General features: G+C 41.2%; 1 protein-coding gene. It reads right to left on the reverse strand.

Features of this window, described 5'->3' with window-relative positions; genetic code table 11:
* Positions 1–219: 219 nt before the first annotated feature.
* On the reverse strand, positions 220–1,251 hold the full coding sequence (locus tag ACWYU8_RS21960; protein WP_457521844.1) for an IS110 family RNA-guided transposase: 1,032 nt from the start codon (positions 1,249–1,251) through the stop codon (positions 220–222).
* Positions 1,252–1,324 lie beyond the last annotated feature (73 nt).

Consider the following 1,324-nt stretch of genomic DNA (forward strand, 5'->3'; position numbering starts at 1 on the left):
TATATGGAATCCACGTATTTACAAAGTGATTTAGCAATTCAAAGTTAAGATGCGGTCGTATATTCGGTTTCTTGTGAAGGAGCTACCTTCTAACCTTTGATGTTTGCGCACCTACAATCCTCATCGCGTCATCAGCTTTAAAAGCATGAAGGAATGGTCAGGTTTTTTGTAGGTTGGTCTTACCTTTTATGCTTCATCATTTTTGTAAAATTCGGTTAATCAGATAGTTAGAAATATAGGTCTGTACTCAGTTTGATAACGAAGCATTGCCCATGCCGTTCGGACTATTTTATTGGCTAGAGCGATACAGGCTTTCTTGAACCCAATACGATCTATGATTTTGACTAGCCAGGCATCTTTTTGAGTTCTTGGTGTTTCTGGCAGTCGGCCAACGTATGACATCGCCCCAAGATAAAGAAGAGAACGGAGTTCTTTAACACCGCCACACTTATCTATCCCTATCATAAAGACTTTTCCGCCTGAGCTATGTTGTTTCGGTGTTAGTCCAACAAACGCTGAAGCTTGCCGTCCGTTTTTAAACTGCTTGCCATCGCCAAGCGTGGTATAAAGCATCGCGGCTGTTGTTGCTCCGACGCCTTCAATTTCCATAAGCCTTTTGCACGGTTCAATTTGGTGAGTTAAGGTGTTTTTCTCTTTTTCAAATTCAATTAATTTGGTCTTAAGCTGCTTGTATTGTTCCCACAACATGGAGAGAACAGAAACAACATTGGTAGGTATTGGCGTTTCTCCATCTAATACAGATTGGATGGAGGCTTTTAATCCTTTTTCACCTTTTGGGTTTGCTATCCCGTAGCCCAAGATAGTTCCTCTGATATGATGCCCAAGTGAAACGACGCTACGAGACAAAAAGCGTCGGCTACTTTCTAAAGAATGCATAGATTGCTGTTCTAGTGTTTTAGGACGGCTGTATTTTATACCTATTTGTATGGCTGCATTGGCGATGGCAAGAGCATCGTTGTGATCGGTTTTATGGCCTTCTAAATAACCTTTTACTTTCTTGGGATTGATTATTCTAACCTCATGTCCACATTGTTCTGCTAATTGCCCCCAATAATGGCAACCACAACACCCCTCCATTGCGACGATCGATGGCTTACTTTTTATAAGAAATTCTTTTGCTTTTTGTCGGCTCAATGCTCGGTTGAAAAGCAATTCTCCATGGACACTGATATAGCAGATTTGAAGGACGTTTTTGGCTAAATCGATAGCAATAACATTGTTGGTCAGCATGTTGGAACCCTCAGATATTTATCTCATCCTGCTAAGTTTAGGTTGGCAGGGGAAGAGTGGATTCCATACATCA

It is taken from the genome of Vibrio limimangrovi (assembly GCF_054064025.1).